Annotated in this window: 10 protein-coding genes; 8 read left to right on the forward strand and 2 right to left on the reverse strand. The window is 49.1% G+C overall.

Features of this window, described 5'->3' with window-relative positions:
• Window positions 1–103 precede the first annotated feature (103 nt).
• From MKR94_RS04065 to MKR94_RS04085, 5 genes are all read left to right on the forward strand, one after another.
• Window positions 104–3,616 carry a DNA translocase FtsK 4TM domain-containing protein gene (locus MKR94_RS04065; RefSeq protein WP_241645550.1) on the forward strand — a complete coding sequence of 1,171 codons (3,513 nt, stop codon included), beginning with the start codon at window positions 104–106 and terminating at the stop codon, window positions 3,614–3,616.
• Between the two features lie 161 nt (window positions 3,617–3,777).
• A complete protein-coding gene (lolA, locus tag MKR94_RS04070; protein ID WP_241610025.1) occupies window positions 3,778–4,389 on the forward strand; it encodes an outer membrane lipoprotein periplasmic chaperone LolA in 612 nt (203 codons plus the stop codon).
• A gap of 16 nt (window positions 4,390–4,405) precedes the next feature.
• A complete protein-coding gene (locus MKR94_RS04075) occupies window positions 4,406–5,755 on the forward strand; it encodes a replication-associated recombination protein A (protein WP_241645551.1) in 1,350 nt (449 codons plus the stop codon).
• Between the two features lie 75 nt (window positions 5,756–5,830).
• Complete coding sequence (gene serS, locus MKR94_RS04080; protein WP_099822388.1) at window positions 5,831–7,123, forward strand: serine--tRNA ligase; 1,293 nt, start codon at window positions 5,831–5,833, stop codon at window positions 7,121–7,123.
• 150 nt (window positions 7,124–7,273) lie between these two features.
• Complete coding sequence (locus tag MKR94_RS04085; protein WP_241645552.1) at window positions 7,274–8,434, forward strand: MFS transporter; 1,161 nt, start codon at window positions 7,274–7,276, stop codon at window positions 8,432–8,434.
• A gap of 37 nt (window positions 8,435–8,471) precedes the next feature.
• On the opposite strand, the gene ycaO is transcribed toward MKR94_RS04085, so the two are convergent.
• Window positions 8,472–10,232, reverse strand: a complete 1,761-nt coding sequence (gene ycaO, locus MKR94_RS04090) for a 30S ribosomal protein S12 methylthiotransferase accessory factor YcaO (RefSeq protein ID WP_241645553.1) — start codon at window positions 10,230–10,232, stop codon at window positions 8,472–8,474.
• 194 nt (window positions 10,233–10,426) lie between these two features.
• Here ycaO and serC point away from each other — a divergent pair, with 194 nt between their 5' ends.
• Genes serC through MKR94_RS04105 form a run of 3 tightly spaced genes read left to right on the forward strand, consistent with a single transcriptional unit; the run spans window position 10,427 to window position 14,531 of the window.
• Entirely contained in the window at window positions 10,427–11,512 is a 1,086-nt protein-coding gene (gene serC, locus MKR94_RS04095) for a 3-phosphoserine/phosphohydroxythreonine transaminase (RefSeq protein ID WP_241645554.1), read from the forward strand.
• Window positions 11,513–11,569: 57 nt separating this feature from the next.
• Window positions 11,570–12,850 (forward strand): 3-phosphoshikimate 1-carboxyvinyltransferase, encoded by a 1,281-nt coding sequence (gene aroA, locus MKR94_RS04100; protein WP_241645621.1) that lies wholly within the window; start codon window positions 11,570–11,572, stop codon window positions 12,848–12,850.
• Between the two features lie 58 nt (window positions 12,851–12,908).
• Window positions 12,909–14,531, forward strand: a complete 1,623-nt coding sequence (locus MKR94_RS04105; protein ID WP_241645555.1) for a peptide ABC transporter substrate-binding protein — start codon at window positions 12,909–12,911, stop codon at window positions 14,529–14,531.
• 46 nt (window positions 14,532–14,577) lie between these two features.
• Here MKR94_RS04105 and MKR94_RS04110 read toward each other — a convergent pair whose 3' ends face one another.
• Entirely contained in the window at window positions 14,578–14,769 is a 192-nt protein-coding gene (locus tag MKR94_RS04110) for a YaiA family protein (RefSeq protein WP_241645556.1), read from the reverse strand.
• Window positions 14,770–14,936: the final 167 nt, after the last annotated feature.

Raw genomic sequence — 14,936 nt, forward strand, 5'->3', positions numbered from 1 at the left:
GGTGCAAAGGCTGAATTTTTTCGGTACACTCCTGTAAATGCATACAGGAACAGCGTATTAGACGTTGTTCCTTCCTCCCTAGACAGGCACCTGGAGAGTACTCTTGAGCCAGGAATACATTGAAGATAAAGATATTGCTTTAACCCCTATGAGTAGCGGACGTCGTTTACTGGAAGCACTGTTGATTCTGGTTGCGCTGTTTGCCGTCTATTTGATGATCTCATTAGTGAGTTTTAACCCTTCTGATCCAAGTTGGTCGCAAACGGCTTGGCACGAACCTATCCATAATTTGGGTGGTGGAATCGGTGCCTGGCTGGCGGATACTTTGCTCTTCATCTTCGGGATGATGGCTTATGCTATCCCTGTCGTTATCCTCGGGTTATGTTGGATTGCGCATCGCTACCGCTTTAAAGAGCAGCATTACATCGACTTTTTCGCGATTGGTTTACGCCTGATTGGTGTCTTAAGCCTCGTGGTGACGACCTGTGGTCTAGCCTCGCTCAACGCCGATGATATCTGGTACTTTGCCTCGGGTGGCGTTATCGGGAGTCTGGTAAGCAGTGCTATGTCGCAGTATTTTGCGCCAGCCCTAGGCACGCTGATTCTGCTCTTCATCTGGGCCGCGGGTATCACTCTTTATACTGGCTGGTCTTGGCTAACGATTGCCGAGAAAATCGGTAATACGGTAATGCGTATCATGACCTTTGCTAGCCATCGTCGCGAAGAAGAGTACTGGGAAGAAGAAGAAGAGGTCGAGCAGCCTGCTGTCGGAACCCCTGAATCTGCGCAGACTCCAGTCCCAAAAGCCAACCGCAGTGTGTTCCGCCGCTTTGCCAATAAACACGCTTCTACTGCGCCGGCTGCCGATCATGACGACCCATTACTGGCTCCTCGTCCGCAGGCCCCAACAACTGTTAAGCAGGAAGAGTATGATCCGCTATTGGATTATGACCCATTATTGGATTACCAACCGAATACAGTATCTCCTGCGGCTAAGCCTGACCCTTCAGCAAGCCAGCCGGTGGCGTTTACGCCAGCGGCCATTGACCAGTCTGCCAAGGTAGAAGACGTCGCGGTACAACCCGCCGCGGAGATGGCACAGCCGACAATGCCAGTCACCCCAGATAAATCAGGGGTTGACACTGCAGTCCCTCCGGCGCAGATGTCAGAGCATACGGTTTCTGTCCCAGAACCCTTATCTCAACCGGTATACCACTTTGAGATCCCAGCAGAAAACCGCGAGTATCAATCTCGCTCACAGCACACCACGCAGGCTGAGGCCGTCACGCCAACGGTCACGCCGCAGGCCAGTTACCCTGAGCGAGCGCCAACGCCACCTTCTTCAACGTCGGCGAGTCCTGTCACGTCTGATGCAGCGGCCACTGCCACAGCGGCAGCGAGCGCCAAACCTTTATCGCCCTTTGCCGCAGCAGCGAGCATGGGCAAATTAACGAAACCTGTTTTATCCGGTCAGAAACTTAAAGAGTCGGGAAATAATGCTCAGGTTAAGCAGGGGATAGGCCCAGAGTTACCTCGTCCTAATCCTGTACGCATCCCTACGCGCCGCGAATTGGCTTCTTATGGCATTAAACTGCCCTCGCAACGACAAGCTGAAGAGGAACTTCGTCAACGCGAAACCGCAGCCCATCAGAAAGAAAGTATTGATGATGAGCAAGCCCAGCATAACGCTGAACTTGCCGCACAATTTTCGGCACAGCAAAAGCAACGCTATACAGAGGTTGTGACTACCGACATTACTGAGCCAGATCCTGAAGCGCAGGCAGAGCAAGAAGAGCTGGCTCGTCAGTTCCATGCGGCGCAACAACAGCGTTACGATCAACCTAATACCGTTGATACGGGACATAAATCACCGCTTGTCGACCTAGCCGATTTCAGTTTCTCGCCGATGGAAGAGTTAGTCACGGAGTCACCAAGTGAGCCGCTGTTTACTATTACGCCTTCCGAGCCGACAGTTCCCGCTCAGCCTGAATCGGCGGCGGTTTATAATGATGCGGTTGAGCCAACGCCGACAGTGGAAACCCACGAGGAAGTTGAAAGCCAAAATACAGCAAAAGATAGCTTATTCCACCCATTCTTGGTGAGACATGAGCAGCCTTTAGTCAAACCGACCACACCGCTGCCGACACTGGATTTATTGACCGCTCCGCCGGCTGAAGAAGAGCCCGTCGATATGTTCGCATTAGAACAAACAGGGCAGCTAGTGGAAGCGCGGCTTGCGGATTTCCGTATTAAAGCCGACGTTGTGGGTATTTCGCCAGGACCGGTGATTACGCGGTTTGAACTAGACCTTGCACCAGGAGTAAAAGCCGCACGTATTTCTAACCTTTCCCGTGACCTCGCACGTTCGCTTTCCGCTATCGCAGTACGAGTGGTCGAAGTTATTCCGGGAAAACCTTATGTTGGCCTTGAACTACCCAACCAGCATCGTCAAACCGTTTATCTTCGCGAAGTACTCGATTGCCCAGCATTCCGAGACAATCCATCGCCATTATGTGTGGTACTCGGTAAAGACATCTCGGGTGATCCGGTGGTGGCTGATCTGGGTAAAATGCCGCACTTATTGGTCGCCGGTACGACCGGTTCGGGTAAATCTGTCGGTGTTAACGCAATGATCCTCAGTATCTTGTATAAAGCTACGCCAGACGAAGTGCGCTTTATCATGATCGACCCGAAAATGTTGGAATTATCGGTCTACGAAGGGATCCCGCATCTATTAACCGAAGTAGTGACCGATATGAAAGATGCTGCCAACGCTTTGCGCTGGAGCGTGATGGAGATGGAGCGTCGCTATAAATTAATGTCGGCGCTGGGTGTTCGTAACCTAGCGGGCTACAACGAGAAAATTGAACAAGCGGAAGCCATGGGACGACCTATCCCTGATCCATTCTGGAAACCGGGTGACAGTATGGATACTCAACCGCCAGTACTGGAGAAACTGCCTTATATCGTCGTGATGGTCGACGAATTTGCCGACCTAATGATGGCTGTGGGTAAAAAAGTTGAAGAGCTAATTGCCCGTCTCGCTCAAAAAGCACGTGCGGCCGGTATACACTTGGTTCTGGCGACACAGCGGCCATCGGTGGATGTCATCACTGGTTTGATTAAGGCCAACATCCCGACACGTATCGCCTTTACGGTATCGAGCAAAATCGATTCCCGGACTATCCTTGATCAAGGTGGTGCTGAGTCCTTGCTTGGAATGGGGGATATGCTTTATATGCCGCCAAACTCATCAATGCCAGTGAGGGTACATGGTGCCTTCGTCCGTGACCAAGAAGTGCATGCCGTGGTTCAAGATTGGAAAGCGCGTGGTCGTCCGCAATATATCGACAGTATCACTGCGGGGGATGAGAGTGAAAACGGTGCTGGGGGAGTTGACGGTAATGGCGAGGATCTCGATCCGCTGTTTGACCAAGCGGTAGCCTTTGTGGTGGAAAAACGTCGTGCCTCAATCTCAGGCGTTCAGCGTCAATTCCGTATTGGTTATAACCGGGCGGCGCGGATTATCGAGCAGATGGAAGCGCAGGGGATTGTCTCCGAGCCAGGCAATAACGGTAACCGAGAGGTCCTCTCACCCCCTCCTCACGAGATGTAATCGCGCACTCGTGTGAAGAAATAGGCCAGAGTTAACTCTGGCCTATTGTTTATGCAAAGAGTGCCCCCATATCAACTTTACACCTATTCTGCTATTCGATCGGCTATGTAGTGGCTACAGTTATTCAACCTCGAGCAAGAATTTACAAGGAATTATCAATGATGAAAAAGATGATCGTTGCCACAGGATTAATCGCGGGTCTACTTTCTGCACAGGCTTTTGCCGATGATGCTGCGGCGCTGCAATCACGCCTTAATAAAGTGAATAGCTTCCATGCAAGCTTTACCCAAACAGTTACCGATGGTTCGGGGGCAAACGTGCAACAGGGACAAGGCGAATTATGGGTGAAGCGTCCCAGTCTTTTTAACTGGCATATGACAGCACCCGATGAAAGCACTATCATTTCCGATGGTAAAACACTCTGGTTTTATAATCCTTTCGTTGAGCAGGTCAGCGCAACCTGGCTAAAAAACGCGACCAGCAACACACCGTTTATGCTTATTGCCCGTAACCAACGTTCCGATTGGAAAAACTATAATGTGACTCAGCAGGGCGACCACTTTGCATTAACGCCTAAAAATGGTGGCGGCAATCTGAAACAATTCAGTATCGATGTCACGTCAGAAGGGACAATCAATCAGTTCAGTGCGATCGAACAAGATGGTCAACGCAGTAACTACCAATTGAAAAGCCAAAAAAATGGCGCTATCGATGCTGCTAAATTCCAGTTCACGCCACCGAAAGGTGTGACGGTGGACGATCAACGTCAATAAATAAGTAAGGTTTACCGTGAGTAATTTATCGTTAGATTTTGCGCCTGCTGAATTTCAACCTCTGGCGGCACGAATGCGTCCCACCACGCTTGACGACTATGTGGGACAGCAGCATATCCTTGCTCCCGGTAAACCCTTAGCAAAAGCTATCAAAGCAGGTCAGCTGCATTCGATGATCCTCTGGGGCCCGCCCGGTACAGGGAAGACCACGCTGGCGGAGATTATGGCGTTTTACGCGCAGGCGCAGGTTTCGCGGGTTTCAGCGGTGACTTCTGGTATCAAGGAAATCCGTGAGGCGATCGAACTCGCCCGTATTAATCGCCAATCTGGCCAGCGTACCATTCTCTTTGTCGACGAGGTCCACCGCTTTAACAAAAGCCAACAGGATGCGTTTCTCCCGCATATTGAAGATGGCACCATCACCTTTATTGGCGCGACCACGGAGAATCCCTCGTTCGAATTAAATTCGGCATTGTTGTCGCGCGCGCGGGTTTATTTACTGAAATCGCTGACGCTTGCAGAAGTTGAAGCCATTCTCGACCAAGCGATGGCAGATTCTGAACGTGGCTTGGCGGGACAAAACCTTTATTTGCCTGATACCACCCGAAAGATGATAGCAGAGCTGGTCAATGGTGATGCGCGTCGCGCACTGAATACCTTAGAGATGATGGCAGATATGGCCGAAGAATCATCGCAAGGCCAGCGACTGCTCACGCCGGAACTCCTCACGGAGATTGCCGGCGAGCGCAGTGCGCGGTTTGATAATAAGGGCGACCGTTTCTATGATCTTATTTCTGCCGTGCATAAGTCCGTGCGCGGATCGTCACCGGACGCAGCGCTCTATTGGTATGCCCGCATCATCACGGCGGGGGGTGACCCGCTTTATGTGGCTCGCCGCCTGTTAGCGATCGCGTCTGAGGATGTCGGTAATGCCGATCCACGTGGGATGCAAGTGGCCATAGCGGCCTGGGATTGTTATACCCGTGTTGGACCCGCCGAAGGGGAAAGGGCAATCGCTCAAGCGCTGGTTTATCTGGCCTGTGCGCCGAAAAGTAATGCCGTCTATAACGCCTTTAATCAAGCGATGCACGATGCTCGTCATTCGCCAGACTACGACGTGCCTGACCATCTCCGTAATGCGCCCACGGCGTTAATGAAAGAGATGGGGCTAAAAAAAGAGTATCGTTACGCTCACGATGAACCCCACGCCTATGCGGCCGGTGAGAACTATTTTCCGCCAGAAATGGCAGACAAACGGTACTATCAGCCTACCTCCCGGGGATTAGAAGCGAAAATTGCTGAAAAACTCGCCTGGCTTACTGAACAGGATCATAATAGTCCGACAAAACGCTACCGCAGCAATTAACATTCCGGTAATCTGATACTTATCGTCGTCGTTTACCACGACAAGTTTTTTCCACTTACATATAACAGGATTAGCATGCTCGATCCCAATCTGTTGCGTAATGAGCCAGACGCAGTTGCAGAAAAACTGGCACGCCGAGGATTCACTTTAGATGTCGAAACGCTACGTGCGCTCGAAGAACGTCGTAAAGTGCTACAAGTTGAAACGGAAACGTTGCAAGCCGAGCGTAATGCGCGATCGAAATCGATCGGTCAAGCAAAAGCACGTGGGGAAGATATCGAGCCATTGCGTCAAGAAGTGAACAGATTGGGTGAGAAGCTGGATCAGGCTAAAGCCGATCTGGACACGCTACTCAACGACATTCGTCAACTCGCATTGACCCTACCGAATATCCCAGATGATGTTGTTCCAGACGGTAAAGATGACACTGAAAATCTAGAAGTATTACGCTGGGGCACGCCTAAGCAATACGATTTCAGCGTTAAAGATCACGTCGACCTGGGGGAACTCAGTGGGGGTATCGATTTCGCGTCTGCAGTGAAATTAACTGGTTCACGCTTTGTGGTGCTGAAGGGACAGATTGCGAAAATGCATCGTGCGTTGGCGCAATTTATGCTGGATCTTCACACTGAACAACATGACTATACTGAACTCTATGTTCCTTACCTTGTTAACCACGACTCGTTGTTTGGTACCGGGCAATTGCCTAAATTTGGCAACGATCTCTTCCACACCCGTCCATTGGATGAAGAAGCTGGCAATAGCCAATATGCGCTTATCCCCACGGCTGAAGTGCCGGTAACGAATCTAGTTCGTGACGAGATCATCGACGAAGATGCTTTACCGCTTAAATATACTGCTCATACGCCATGCTTCCGTTCAGAAGCCGGTTCTTATGGCCGCGACACTCGCGGATTAATTCGTATGCACCAGTTTGATAAAGTCGAAATGGTCCAAGTCGTTGCACCTGAACAGTCAATGGATGCATTAGAGTCGTTAACGGGTCATGCTGAGAAAGTATTACAGCTATTAGAGCTTCCTTATCGTAAAGTACTACTCTGTACCGGCGATATTGGCTTTAGCGCCTGTAAGACCTATGATTTAGAAGTATGGTTACCGGCTCAAGAAACTTACCGTGAAATCTCTTCTTGCTCAAACATGGGTGACTTCCAAGCGCGTCGTATGCAAGCCCGTTGTCGTTCGAAGAGCGACCGTAAAACGCGCTTAGTCCATACCTTAAATGGTTCTGGCTTAGCGGTAGGACGTACATTGGTTGCGGTGTTGGAAAACTATCAACTTGCAGATGGTCGAATCCAAGTCCCAGAGGTATTAAAACCTTATATGAAGGGGCTTGAATTTATCGGCTAACGCGCCGCTGTATAAGAAGCTCCACCCGTCAAGGTGGAGCTTTTTTTATGCCGAAACAAAAAGTGCCTTCGACACTTTCCCTCAATTGACTTTGCCGTAATCCCTGCCATTATTCGCTCACTTTTATTCTTCTGAGTTATTCCAACCATCATGTCGGCGCTATCACGTCCAGTTATTCTGCTATTAAGTGGCTTGCTACTTTTAACGGTGTGTATTGCTGTGCTCAATACACAGATCCCGCTTTGGCTCTCCCATGAGTCATGGTCAACCTTGCAAATCGGATTAATCAGCTCAGCTTTTTTCACCGGTAATCTCACCGGGACCCTTTTTGCGGGTAAATTGATCAATCGTTTGGGGTTCAACCGTAGCTACTACCTAGCCACTGCGGTTTTCGCGATAGCGACATTAGTCCTCGTCTTTAGTCACGCTTTCGAGAGCTGGGCATTTTGGCGTTTTATCGCCGGTAATGGTTGTGCCTTACTCTGGGTGATAGTAGAGAGCGCATTACTCTGCTCTGGTACGCTATCCAACCGCGGACGTCTGCTTGCCGCGTATATGATTGTCTATTATCTCGGGACGGTACTAGGGCAGCTCTTTATCAGTGCAATGCCACTCTCGGTTACCGATCTGGTTCCAGCGTTAGTTACCCTGATGATGCTCGCGATTCTTCCGTTGTTATTTGTCGCGGTGACCGCAGGCGAAGCGGAAGAGGCACTGGAGACACCAAAACAACCGGGTGTAATGAAGATGTTTTTCCGCCGTCAATCTCGTTTGGGGATCAATGGTTGCATTATTTCTGGTGTGGTGTTGGGATCACTTTATGGGCTAATGCCACTCTATCTTTCCCATAAGGGCATGAGCGACAGTAATGTTGGCTACTGGATGGCGCTATTAATCAGCGCTGGGATTATCGCGCAGTGGCCATTAGGGAAATTAGCTGACCGTTACGGACGGTTATTGGTCTTGCGTGTACAAGTATTTGTGGTGATTATGGCGGCAATTGCTATGTTGATGAATGCCTCCTTGGTCGCTGGATTATTTATTCTTGGCAGTGCAGGATTTACCCTATACCCGGTGGCGATGGCGTGGGCTTGTGAAAAGGTGAGTAAGAGTGAGCTTATTCCGATGAATCAGGCATTACTGCTGAGTTATACCGCGGGGAGCCTAGCGGGCCCGGCAATCACTTCATTACTGATGGAGACGTGGTCAGATAACATCTTGTTTGTGATGATTGCCATCGTCTCATTCGTCTATCTGATGATGCTGCTGCGTAAAACCGATCAACAAGCGACGCCCATCGCTCACGCATAAAAAAGGCCTCATTCGAGGCCTTATTCATTTCAGCGAGTTAGCCTTGCGCATGTTGGCGTTTGGCGGCTTGTAACTTTTCGTAAGCCGCTAACAACGATTGATGTCCAGGGAACGCCGTCAATGCCGCATCGACGGCTTGTAATCCATAAAACGGCGCTTCACCGCTTACGGCGGCTGAGGCGGCCTCAACCGTTTCTGCACCATACATTTTGTTGAAGGCATTAAGGTAGTCGACAGCATGGCGATCTTCTTCCAAGGCCAGCAGTAACAGGGTCTGTAGGCAACGATAGTAATTCGCACGTTCAGCACTGAATACCGAACCATTGAATTCGATCGTCCATTCCGCCCAGGTGAGTGCTTGGTCAATATCACCGCCAGCTAAAGCTAGCATCGATTTTAATTCGCCTACCCGTAGCGTAGACCACCCGTTATCTTTACCGGTAGCAATCCCTAACAACTCACGTACGCGAGTAAAGTCATCTAGACCGTGGTCGTCCAGTGTAGAAATAAGTTCTAAGTACTCTTCCGGTTCCCATTCAGAGCCAGGTAATGACAGGATGATTTGGCGTAAATCGGCGCCCATATTATTGTTGGCTAACAACAGGTCTTCGGCAGGGTAGATATCTGACATACCTGGCACGATGATACGGCAGGCATAGACACCCAAGTGCTCGTAGTCGGCGATATACACTTCTTGCTGTGCCTGTTGGAAAATCGTCATTAACGTCGAGAATTCTTGCTCGGTCGAGCCCGAGAACGACCAATCAACAAACGGATAATCGGCACCATCTTTAAACATATCCCAAGAAATTAAGCCACTTGAATCGATAAAGTGGGTTTCGAGGTTGGTGTGTTCTGCCACTTCTTCATCATCGAAGGTGGGGGGGGTAAAGACATCGAGATCTTTTAAGCCTCGGCCTTGTAGCAGCTCGGTCACGGTACGTTCTAAGGCGACACCAAAATCGGGATGTGCACCAAAGGAGGCGAAGCAGGTGCCATTGCTCGGATTGAAGAGTACGACACAGATCACCGGGTATTGACCGCCTAATGACGCATCGTAAGAAAGGATTGGAAAGCCTTCCGCCTCGAGACGGGCAATCGCTTCGGTTACGCTAGGATAGCGTGCTAGCACGTCAGCCGGAATTTCAGGCAGGCTGATCGATTCGGCGATGATTTTATTCTTCACATAGCGCTCAAAGACTTCAGACAATCCTTGGACGCGTGCCTCATTGGCGGTGTTACCGGCAGACATGCCATTAGAGACATAAAGATTGCCAATAATGTTCATAGGAATATAAACGGTCTGTAGATCAGATTGGCGAGTAAAAGGAAGGGCACAAATACCGCGCTCATGATTGCCGGATTGTAGATCAATCAAGTCCGAACCACTGAGTTCATTTTCAGGATCGTAAAATTTACGCAAGCGAGTATCAAGGATACCGTCCGGTAACGAATCATCACTGCTTAACGGGAACCATTTTTCATCCGGATAGTGGACAAAGGGTCCGTTCGCCACTTCATCACCGAGCCAGAAGTCGGCAAAGAAATAGTTGGTGGATAAACGCTCGAAATATTCGCCTAGCGCGGACGCCAATGCTGCTTTCTTGGTTGCGCCTTTACCATTAGTAAAGCATAACGCGCAATCTTTATCACGGACGTGAACCGACCAGACATTAGGAACAGGGTTAAGCCATGAAGCTTCTTCGATAGTAAAGCCAAGCTGCTGAAGTTTATCTTGAAAACGACTGATAGAATCTTCAAGGGCGGCATCTTTGCCGGGAATAAAGGTTTGCGTCATAGTGGCGCTCTCTGGTTAATCTAGAAATGATAGCGGCTATCATACGTTTTTTCGCTGCGAGCGGCTATCGTTGTGCGGGCTTTTCCAGCAATCTTTGTCGTTGGAGAGATTATCTATTGCAGCAATAATCTGGCAGTGATAAAACCGAAGGCTCAGCACAATTTCTTTGACAGAATAATAAAGGGTGAAGGTCAATGACGCAGGTGTTTAATTTTAGTTCCGGTCCCGCTATGTTACCGAAAGCAGTGTTAGAACAAGTTCAAACAGAACTGCTCGATTGGCAGGGGCTGGGAACCTCAGTAATGGAAATCAGCCACCGCAGTAAAGAATTTATTGCTGTTGCCGAGACGGCAGAACAAGATCTTCGTGACTTACTTTCCATTCCTACCAACTATAAAGTTTTATTTTGTCAGGGCGGAGCGCGGGCACAATTTGCGGCTATCCCCGCTAATTTGTTAGGTTCAGCCCAACAGGCAGATTATATCGATGGGGGCTACTGGGCTCACAGTGCGATTAACGAAGCCAAGAAATTCTGTACCCCAAATGTTATCGATATCAAAACCACGGAAAAGGGTAAAGTCGCCTTACTGCCAATGAATCAATGGCAGTTATCGGATCAATCGGCCTATGTACACTACTGCCCGAATGAAACTATCGACGGTACCGCAATCGACGAAGAACCTGATTTTGGCGATCGTGTGGTGGTTGCTGACCTCTCATCGACCATTCTTTCTCGTCCTCTCGATATCAGCCGCTATGGCGTTATCTATGCAGGCGCTCAAAAAAATATCGGCCCAGCAGGCTTAACCCTCGTCATTGTTCGTGAAGATCTGTTAGATAAGACCCTTCAGCAGTTCCCGTCGGTTTTAGACTTTAAAACCTTAGCGGACAACGATTCGATGTTTAATACCCCGCCAACTTTTGCTTGGTATTTATCGGGTCTGGTTTTCAAATGGCTTAAAGCACAGGGCGGTATTGAGGCGATGGCCAAGCAAAACCAAGCTAAGGCTGACTTGCTCTATGGCACCATTGATCGCAGCGATTTCTATCGTAACAATGTTATTGCGCGTAACCGTTCTAAAATGAACGTTCCTTTCCAACTGGCTGATGCGACGCTTGATAAATTGTTCTTAGACGAGTCCCTAGCCGCGGGCTTGCATGCGCTAAAAGGACACCGTGCTGTCGGCGGAATGCGCGCATCGATTTATAATGCAATGCCGCTAGAAGGCGTTCAAGCGTTGACGAGCTTTATGCAAGATTTCGCACAGCGTCACGGTTAATTTTCACCATCACACTTTCTTCGCACTAGCGAGGAAAGTGGTTATATGAGTATCTTAATGCAATCTTTGACTTTACAACCTATCTCCCACGTTAGCGGGACAGTAAACCTTCCGGGTTCCAAGAGCGTCTCCAATCGTGCACTGCTGCTAGCTGCGATGGCACAGGGTACAACACGGTTAACTAACTTACTAGACAGTGACGATATCCGTCATATGCTCACGGCATTAACCGCACTGGGGGTAAAATATCAGCTCTCAGACGATCGAACCGTCTGTACCCTGACGGGCATCGGCGGTCCACTACAAAGTCGTGAACCACTGGAACTGTTTTTAGGCAATGCGGGTACTGCTATTCGTCCTCTGGCGGCAGCGCTTTCTCTCGCAGAAAACGACATAGTGTTAACCGGTGAACCAAGAATGAAAGAGCGACCTATCGGTCATTTAGTCGATGCCCTGCGGGAAGGCGGCGCGACGATCTCTTATCTCGAAAATGAACACTACCCACCTATCCGCCTGCAGGGCTGTTTCAAGGGCGGTAACCTTAGTGTTGATGGATCGGTATCCAGCCAGTTTCTGACCTCACTCCTTATGGCGGCCCCGTTAACGCAAGGTGAAACGGTGATTACTATTAAGGGTGAGTTGGTCTCCAAACCCTATATTGATATTACGCTCGATTTAATGGCTTCATTCGGTGTAACCGTCGAGAACCAAAATTACCAACGCTTTATCGTACAAGGCCAACAACAGTACCAAGCGCCGGGTGAAATCTTGGTAGAGGGTGATGCCTCTTCGGCGTCCTATTTCTTAGCAGCTGCCGCAATTCGTGGTGGAACGGTTAAAGTTACCGGCATTGGCCGTAACAGTGTGCAGGGTGATGTGAAGTTCGCCGAGGTGCTCGAGAAAATGGGCGCAACCGTCGAATGGGGTGATGACTTTATTGCTTGCACCGGCGCGCCCCTTAAGGCGGTGACAATGGATATGAACCATATCCCGGATGCAGCCATGACAATTGCTACCGCCGCACTCTTTGCGCAAGGTACCACCACTATGACCAATATCTATAACTGGCGGGTGAAAGAGACGGACCGTTTGTTTGCGATGGCGACAGAATTGCGTAAAGTCGGAGCAGAAGTCATTGAAGGGGAGGATTACATTACTATCACCCCGCCAAGTCAGTTACACCATGCTGAAATTGAGACCTATAACGACCACCGCATGGCAATGTGCTTCTCCTTGGTGGCACTCTCCGATACGCCAGTCACGATTCTCGACCCAGGTTGTACGGCGAAGACATTCCCTGATTATTTTGACCGACTCAAGTCGATCAGCCAGTTCTGATAATTATTCAAGCGAGCATTTAAGCTCGCTTTTTTTTTGCTTACAGGTGATGAGGTTAATGATGCAACGTAAAATGCTCTCTATGTCAATCATGGCGCTACTAGGCCTAGGTACGCTGACGATGGCCGACGCGGCGGTTGTGCCAGCGGGGACGACACTCGCAGACCAGCAACAGATTACACGGGGGAATGGTTCGGATCCTGCGACGCTCGATCCGCAACTGGCTGAGAGCAACGAAGCGTTTAATATTATTCTTGATAGCTTTGCGGGCGTTGTGGCTCTAGACAGCGAAGGGAAGGTGCATCCAGAGCTAGCAGAGAGGTGGGACAATCAAGATAATAAAGTATGGACCTTCCATCTGCGCCCAGGGCTTACATGGTCTAATGGTCAACCGATTACCGCTGATGATCTGGTCTATAGCTGGCAGAGACTAGCGGATCCGAAAACGGCTTCACCTTATCAATCTTATATTAGTGCCGTACATCTGCTGAATGCTGATGCGGTGATAAGTGGTAAGCTTCCTCCTTCTGCATTAGGCGTGAAAGCAATCGACCCGCAGACTTTCCAAGTCACACTTTCTCAGCCTGTTTCGTGGTTTCTACAAGCAGCAGCCTCACCGAGTTTTTTCCCGGTAAATAAAAAGGTCGTTGCTCAATTCGATGATCAATGGACTCAACCCGCCAACATTGTGGTCAGTGGTGCGTTTAAACCGAATAAGTGGGTGATAAATGAACGCTTCGTCTCCGTCCGAAATCCACATTACTGGAATAACAAGACGACTGTTATTAATCAAGTCACTTATCTGCCTATCGCGGAGCCTTCTGCGACCTTGAATCGCTATCAAAGTGGTGAAATTGATATAACCGACACTATTCCAACCGTTAATTTTGCACAGATCAAAAAAACGATCCCCGAGCAAATCAAACAAACGCCTCTGCTCGGCGTCTATGAATATTGGTTCAATATGAATAAGCCGCCATTTAACGACCCGCGGGTGCGTATGGCGCTTAATTTATCCGTCGACAAATCGATCATCACGGATAAAATTTTAGGAATGGGGCAAAAACCGGCGTGGACGCTGATGCCTTTACAGATTGGCGGAGAGACCTATCAACCTACCGACATTGCAAAATGGACGCCTGCTCAGCGTATTGCTCAAGCGAAGAAATTATTAGCAGAAGCGGGATTTAGCGCCGAGAAGCCGTTAAAAGCAGAGTTGCTTTATAATACCTCCCAAGATCATTTAAAGATTGCGATTGCCTTAAGCTCAATGTGGAAAAAGAATTTGGGCGCGCAAATCACGATGCGTAATCAAGAGTGGAAAACGCTGATCCAGACTCAACATAGCGGCGATTTTCAACTGATTCGTCAATCTTGGCTCGCGGATTATGACGCGCCACCGACATTTTTGAATAATTTTATGACCGGTAATACGCAGAACGATGGCAAATACACGAACGCTGATTATGATAAGCTCGTTAATGCGGCGGCGGCAGAAATTAATCCCGCTAAAGCCAAGGCAGATTATCAACAAGCGTTAGATATTTTAAGTCACGATGTGCCAGCCGTGCCGTTGTATTATTATGTTCAAAATATACTGGTAAAACCTTGGGTAGGCGGAGTGTCGGTGAGTCGTTTAGGTTTCTATAAAACGCAAGACATGTATATTCGTAAGCATTAATAAAAAAGGCCATGGGAGAATAACGCCATGGCCTTACTATTATTTACTACTTCTTATCTTCGCCAACATAGCGTTCTTTTGCATCTTCTGCATCTTGACGAGTACTATGTTGGCTAATCAGAGTGTCAGGGTAGGGGTGATCCGCTCTTAATTCGTAGTGGCCCACTTTGTCTTCACCTTGACCATCAGATACCTCAATAACCCATGCTTTACGGGGATACGGGGGATGACCTGCCATGACTCGCCTCCTAGATAGCTTGTCTCTATGATTATCGTTTGTTTTTCACATCCTTAAGTGTAGACAAGCTTATGCGTTGTGCAAGTCACCCTACTGTCAGAGGGTACTGTTTAGCTGATCAATCAGGTATACTGGCGGGATTCATTGCCAAGCAGTAAGGAGTTAGG

Source organism: Rosenbergiella metrosideri (assembly GCF_022602565.1).
Taxonomy (GTDB): domain Bacteria; phylum Pseudomonadota; class Gammaproteobacteria; order Enterobacterales; family Enterobacteriaceae; genus Rosenbergiella; species Rosenbergiella metrosideri.